This is a genomic window from Streptococcus sp. GMD6S, from assembly GCF_000297015.1.
Window position 1 is genome coordinate 1 of the sequence record NZ_AJRH01000249.1, and the last position, 608, is coordinate 608.

The following is a 608-nucleotide window of genomic DNA, read 5'->3' on the forward strand; positions in this document are numbered from 1 at the left end:
ACCGTCAAAACCAGAAGCAACTCAAAAAAATGGTGGTCGTAAAAGAAACCTGCAAGCCCTGCTCCTAACATAACGGATACATTGACAAACCAATAACTAATCGTATAAACGAAACGGCGATTTTGCTCGTCGGTCAAATCAATAATCATCGCATCAATAGCCGGCCAAGAGAAAGTTCCTGCGGTCTCTGCCAGCAACATTCCGACAAAAGTCAAAAAGGGAAAAATATGATTAGGCATATTTGCCAGCAGCACAAGAAAGTAGCCACTCGCAAGACCAAAGTTTCCCCAGTCAATGACTTTCTTACGTCCCCAAAGATCCGCCAAATGTCCACCATACAGCCCAGCTAAAAAACCAATGAGTTTGGTTGTGATCATCAATAACCCCGCCCAAAAGGCTCCAAAATATTGAACATAGTACATGGCCATAAAAGGAGTAATGGCACTCTCTAAAATCCGTGCTACAAAGCTCATCCATTCCCGCATTTGAATTTGCTTGGGGAGGGCAAAAAATTCTTTCATCTTTCATTCCTTTTTCATAATTTCTTCGCTTTTTCTTACCTAGTATATCATATTTTTTTGCTGAAAACTGCAAACACAAGTGCAACC

At 41.1% G+C, this 608-nt stretch carries 1 protein-coding gene; it reads right to left on the reverse strand.

Features of this window, described 5'->3' with window-relative positions:
- The coding region (locus GMD6S_RS09980; protein ID WP_000657466.1) for an MFS transporter at nucleotides 1-521 on the reverse strand (521 nt) is incomplete at its 3' end.
- Nucleotides 522-608 lie beyond the last annotated feature (87 nt).